Source organism: Tabrizicola flagellatus (genome assembly GCF_046295235.1).
In the GTDB taxonomy this organism is placed as follows: domain Bacteria; phylum Pseudomonadota; class Alphaproteobacteria; order Rhodobacterales; family Rhodobacteraceae; genus Tabrizicola; species Tabrizicola flagellata_A.
Map to the genome: position 1 here is coordinate 1 of NZ_JBKBLV010000079.1, position 4,613 is coordinate 4,613.

The following is a 4,613-nucleotide window of genomic DNA, read 5'->3' on the forward strand; positions in this document are numbered from 1 at the left end:
GATGTCGATGCCCTGCACCCTCTCCAGGTGGCGCAGGACGGCATGATCGGTGACATAGGCGACGGGCTTCTTCACAGCTCCACCCCCGCCCTTGCGCACATGCCCTTCAGCGCCTCGATCAGGGTGGCGATCTGGCGATGGTCCTGCATGGTGTCGATATCGAAGGTGGCTGCGCCCCAGCTCTTCTCGAACCGGGCGCGGATGAAGGCGTTCAGCCCCTTGGCGCCGCCCTGGGTGACGGCCCCGGCCTTGTGCAGCTTGCCCCAAAGGACATGGGCGAACCGGACGTCCGCGCGCTTCGCCGCCGGGCGCTTGGCCCGGGCCTTACCGGCATGCGGCTTGAACCCGCGCTCCTTCAGGGCAGCGACCAGCTTCGTCAGGTCGGCCTCGTCCATGTCATGCATGCTGGCCTTGCCGGTCACGACCAGCTGCAGATCGCGCCGGGTTTCGCCGTCGATCCCGAGCTCGCGGCAGCCGACATGCACGAGCTTCTGCAGCGCGCGGGTCATTCGTTCACCCGATAGACGCTGGCCTCGGCGGCCGGTCCGTGACCGGGGTTGACAATCGTTCCCCGGATCCACTTCGGGCGATAGGCCCGATCCCTGACTGGGCCGTAGGGTTGTCGCCGCCAGTGAGAACGCCGCCAGTGTGCCCGGGGACTGCTTCCGCCGCCGGTGCCTTCGCCGCTTCCCTCCCCGCGTCCAAAGTCCACGAAGCGGACTGGCAGCGCCCCCCTTTCGGTCTTGTGAGCCGTGCCCGGTCGCGGTTGGAAGGGTCGCGGCCAGACGACGCTGGGAGTGACCATTTTCTCGGGCAGGGCGGTCAGCAGGCAAAGGCAGTTCAGCGCGAGAGCGATGGCTTCTCCGACGAACCCTCTGGCTGCGTTAAGTTCGTCTGCCAGCCTCTCTTGCGAAGTGGATGGCATGACTGCCAAATTGACTTCGTCGACTGCCGTCGCGTCGATGCCATCTTCCAGCTCCGACCTCAGCTTCGCTCCGTCTTGCCTTACGCGAGCAATCTCATGGTCCAGACATTCCGCAAGGGTAAATCCTGATGTCGGATCGAGGGTGACAGAAAAGGTTGGCTCGATGGCCCAGTCAGGCGCGCCGTCACGATCCTCGACAGCACACAGTGTCATCGATAGCGACGTCTCGTCTTGATGCCGGAAGTAGACACCTTCAAGCTCTCTGCCCGACAGCATGACTGGGCGGCTAAAGGCGCAGTAGAAGGCTGGGAACGGGACCCTGATATCTCCGATCTGAATGTCGGCCAGGTCGGTTCTCAACAGCTCAGCGACAACGCTTTCCGACAGCACAAAGGATTGAGAGCCATACGCCTTGAACAGACCGACCCGGACGGCTTCATCGAACACGTCGTAGATCTGGCTCACCCAGACCTTGCGGTCGATGACGGCCATCGGCTCTAGGCGCTCGTTCATCAGCCGTTGCAGTCCGGGAAGGCTTCCTACCAGGCCATCAAGCCCAGCCGGATCACGGATGGCGGCAAAGCCGGGGATTAAGTGCTTTGCGATCGGGTCCATGGCCATTCTTGTCATCGGCCACTTCTGAATTAGGCGCTGAGGGCGAAGAATGCTCATGCCGCCACCTGCATCGTCTCGGCCGGGCGGGCCCATTCGATCAGGACGCCATTGAAGCCTGCTGAAGTGACCTGCGGGTGGTGGTCGCGCCAGAAGGCCGACATGTCGACGGCATCGGCGAATCCGTCCCGCAGCGCAAAGGCGTCCAGGTCGCGGATCGGCGCGCCGTCGGTGACGATCCGGGCGATCTCGCCCGCGCGGAACTGGATCTCGACCTGCATCACCTCCAGGCAGGGAGTGTCGGGCAGGATGCGCTCGCAGTGCCGGGTCCGCATGCCAGAGTAGAGCTGCAGAAGCTCACCCGGGCGGGCGTGGCGGCGCTGGCCGATGGCGCGGATCGTCTGGGTCTTGAAACCCTGGCGGATCGGCTCGATGAAGCGCGGCTGAAAGCTGTAGGCAACCATGGTGATCTCCGGAGTTGGCAGCGCCCCCGGCCGGCGTGGGGCCGGGGGCACGGCGATCAGTTCTGCGGGTCGAAGCAGGTCCAGACGACGCGCGGGTGGCCCTCGACCGGGTTCTGGTCGCGATCCTCCAGCACCAGCGCTTCGAACTGGGCTTCCAGGCGCTCCCCTGCGGCCTCGCAGGCTTCGGTGGTGTCATAGGGAAGCTGGATGGTCCCGCCCTCGCCGCTGGTCTTCAGCAGGGCGATCAGGATCGAGGTCGCGATTGCGGCAGCGTTCATGTCAAATGTCCTTTAAGCAGGGGTTGAAGGTTCTGGGTTGGCCGGGTCTTCACCTCGCAGGCCGGCCGCCTGCCTTCACCGCCGCGCCCCGGGTTGCAGCCAAGGCGCGGCGGAGCTCTTTCAGGCCTTCGACTTCGCGGCCTTGAAGGTCAGCGATGTCGACGCCGGGATCTCGACCGGCAGGCCGGTCTGCGGGTTCCGGCCCGTGCGCGCAGCGCGGGTCTTCATCTCGAAGGTGCCGAAGCCCCGGATGATCAGCTTGTCGTCCTTGGCCCACGTGCTGATTCCGTCCAGAACAGCGTCGACTGACCTTGCGGCTTCGGCTTCCGACATGTTCAGACGGTAGGCGACGTTCTTGATCAGGTCAGATTTCGATGCAGACATTGCAGGTCTTCCTTTCATGGCAGCGCCGGATGGCGCGGGGTGAACCCGGGCGGACAGCCCGCCCGGGATGAGGTCATGTCGCGATCCGGGTGACCGCGATCAGAAGGATCAGACACAAGGCCAGGGCCGCAGCGTCCCAGCTGCGGCCGAGCAGAATGCCGAAGGCTGTGCAGGCGAGGACGAAAGCGAAGGCCTCGGCCATGACGCTCACGCCTTCGCCAGGTCGATGCTGACCGCCTGCCATGGACCGTCGAAGGTCTCGCGGCGGTAGCAGCGAACATAGGTCTTGGACCCGACGATCCGCATGGCATCGCGGATCGCCTTCATTGCGCGCTGCCAGCGTTCGTCCTCGATCTCCAGCCGCAGGAGCATGAAGATCTCCGACCGGTTGATCTGGCCTTCCTTGTCGGTGTTGAAGGCGCGGGTGACGATGGCGCGGATCTCGTCGCGCGCACCCTCGGCCCACTCGTTCAGACACTCGTCGACCAGTGCCTTGGCGATCTGCAGCTCTGGACCGAAGACGACGTTGTCGGCGACCTGAACCTGAACCTTGAACAGGCCGTCGAAGCTCATGATGGTCTTGTTGCCCTTCGTCCCACCGATCTTCGCGTCGTACTCCTGGGCGAGCAGGGCCTCGAAGCCGCCGATGTCGTCGAAAGTGTGAGCCTTGAACCGAGAGACCTGTTCGGAAAGCGCGATGGCATAGCCCATGATCTTCCTGACCAGCTCGTCCTGAAGCTGGTCCTGCGGCTTGACCATATTCAGGGGGACAAGCGCCCCTTTGCTGTCTCGCATGTGCGGGGTGCCGCCGACATCGACGATGCGGTCGGGGATCGGGGCGGGACTGAACTCACTGGCCATCTGCGGCCTCCTTGGTCTGGGTGGTCGATGCGGTGAAAATCAATTGCTCGGGCGGGGTTTCGCCCGGCGGGGTCGCGATCAGGCCAAGGGCCAGAAGCGTGCCGGTCATGGCCGTTATGTCGTCGATCGACAGCGTGGTGATCCCGCGTAGGTCGTCGCGCAGGACGCGGCCCACGGCGCGGCTGGCCTGTTCCATCATCTCGCGCTGGGTAAAGGGGCGGACGTCAGCCATGCACGGCCTCCAGCTGCTGAAGGAAGGTCAGTGCGGCCTTGCGGGCCTCGGCATCGGTCATCTGCTGGTCGCGCAGGACCGAGCAGGCGGCAAGCAGCTGCCAGGGCTTGGAGCGGGCAGACGGGCGGACGACGTCGTCCTGCGCAAGCGACACGATCTGGCGAACCAGGGCCTCCAGCTCGCTGGCGTATCCAGGCTCACGCTGAAGCCGCCGTTCGACCTTGGCGATGGCCTCACGGACTGTCGCCATGTCCCGCCCGCCCATAAAGCGCCCAATCAGCGTGAAGGACGCAGCTGGGTCGAGCCTGCGGATCACGAACATCAGCTCGTGCCGGTAGGCCGTGATGGCCGGGGCCTTGCTCGGTCCAAGCAGGTCGGCGGTGCTGAGCCCCGTCATCGTGACGTATGCGCCGATGATCCGGTCGATGGTCGGGACCGTCAGCATCTCGACCCGGCCAATGTCGGGGATCTCACGGGTGATGGCGCTCATGCCTCGGCGTCCTTCCTGAAGATCGGGCAACGGTGGCAGGCCCGGTACATGCGGGTGCGGGTCGGGTTGCCGACAGCAAAGACCTTCGCTTTCTCGCGCCAGTCCTGGCACTCGTGGCTCGGAAGCTGCCCGAGCGCGGGACAGTCGATGCGGCCATCCATCAGGATGCCGCGCACCCGTTCCTCGATCCGCTCATAGGACCCGGCGTATTTCTTGCGCAGGACCGTCGAGACGACGGCAGGCGACCGGTCCAGCTGGGCCGCGACCTTCGACTGGCTTGTGCGCCCGCAGGCGATGGCCAGCGCGCGGATCCAGTCGGGCAGGGGCGCACCCCAGGCCTCCTCGGCCATTGCGATCAGATCGGCGC

At 65.2% G+C, this 4,613-nt stretch carries 10 protein-coding genes; all 10 read right to left on the reverse strand.

Annotated elements, in window-relative coordinates; genetic code table 11:
- Positions 1–71 precede the first annotated feature (71 nt).
- A complete protein-coding gene (locus tag ACK4IU_RS18360; protein WP_409738222.1) occupies positions 72–509 on the reverse strand; it encodes a phage protein GemA/Gp16 family protein in 438 nt (145 codons plus the stop codon).
- Positions 506–1,540, reverse strand: a complete 1,035-nt coding sequence (locus tag ACK4IU_RS18365; RefSeq protein ID WP_409738225.1) for a hypothetical protein — start codon at positions 1,538–1,540, stop codon at positions 506–508. Before ACK4IU_RS18365 ends, ACK4IU_RS18360 begins: the two co-directional genes overlap by 4 nt.
- Positions 1,541–1,593: 53 nt before the next feature.
- Positions 1,594–2,001: a hypothetical protein gene (locus ACK4IU_RS18370; RefSeq protein ID WP_409738227.1), complete on the reverse strand. Its 408-nt coding sequence runs from the start codon at positions 1,999–2,001 to the stop codon at positions 1,594–1,596.
- Positions 2,002–2,057: 56 nt separating this feature from the next.
- Positions 2,058–2,279, reverse strand: coding sequence for a hypothetical protein (locus ACK4IU_RS18375; RefSeq protein ID WP_409738230.1), 222 nt, complete (start codon positions 2,277–2,279; stop codon positions 2,058–2,060).
- 120 nt (positions 2,280–2,399) lie between these two features.
- Positions 2,400–2,663: an HU family DNA-binding protein gene (locus tag ACK4IU_RS18380; RefSeq protein WP_409738233.1), complete on the reverse strand. Its 264-nt coding sequence runs from the start codon at positions 2,661–2,663 to the stop codon at positions 2,400–2,402.
- 73 nt (positions 2,664–2,736) lie between these two features.
- Positions 2,737–2,874, reverse strand: a complete 138-nt coding sequence (locus ACK4IU_RS18385; RefSeq protein ID WP_409738236.1) for a hypothetical protein — start codon at positions 2,872–2,874, stop codon at positions 2,737–2,739.
- Complete coding sequence (locus ACK4IU_RS18390) at positions 2,871–3,524, reverse strand: DUF3164 family protein (protein WP_409738239.1); 654 nt, start codon at positions 3,522–3,524, stop codon at positions 2,871–2,873. Before ACK4IU_RS18390 ends, ACK4IU_RS18385 begins: the two co-directional genes overlap by 4 nt.
- Entirely contained in the window at positions 3,514–3,756 is a 243-nt protein-coding gene (locus ACK4IU_RS18395; RefSeq protein WP_409738242.1) for a hypothetical protein, read from the reverse strand. The genes ACK4IU_RS18390 and ACK4IU_RS18395 overlap by 11 nt, the downstream gene beginning before the upstream one ends.
- The gene (locus ACK4IU_RS18400) at positions 3,749–4,246 is read right to left on the reverse strand and encodes a helix-turn-helix domain-containing protein (RefSeq protein WP_409738244.1); all 498 of its coding nucleotides are present in this window, start codon (positions 4,244–4,246) and stop codon (positions 3,749–3,751) included. Before ACK4IU_RS18400 ends, ACK4IU_RS18395 begins: the two co-directional genes overlap by 8 nt.
- Positions 4,243–4,613, reverse strand: a 371-nt coding sequence (locus ACK4IU_RS18405) for a hypothetical protein (RefSeq protein WP_409738246.1), incomplete at its 5' end; no start/stop codon positions are given. The genes ACK4IU_RS18400 and ACK4IU_RS18405, both read right to left, overlap by 4 nt.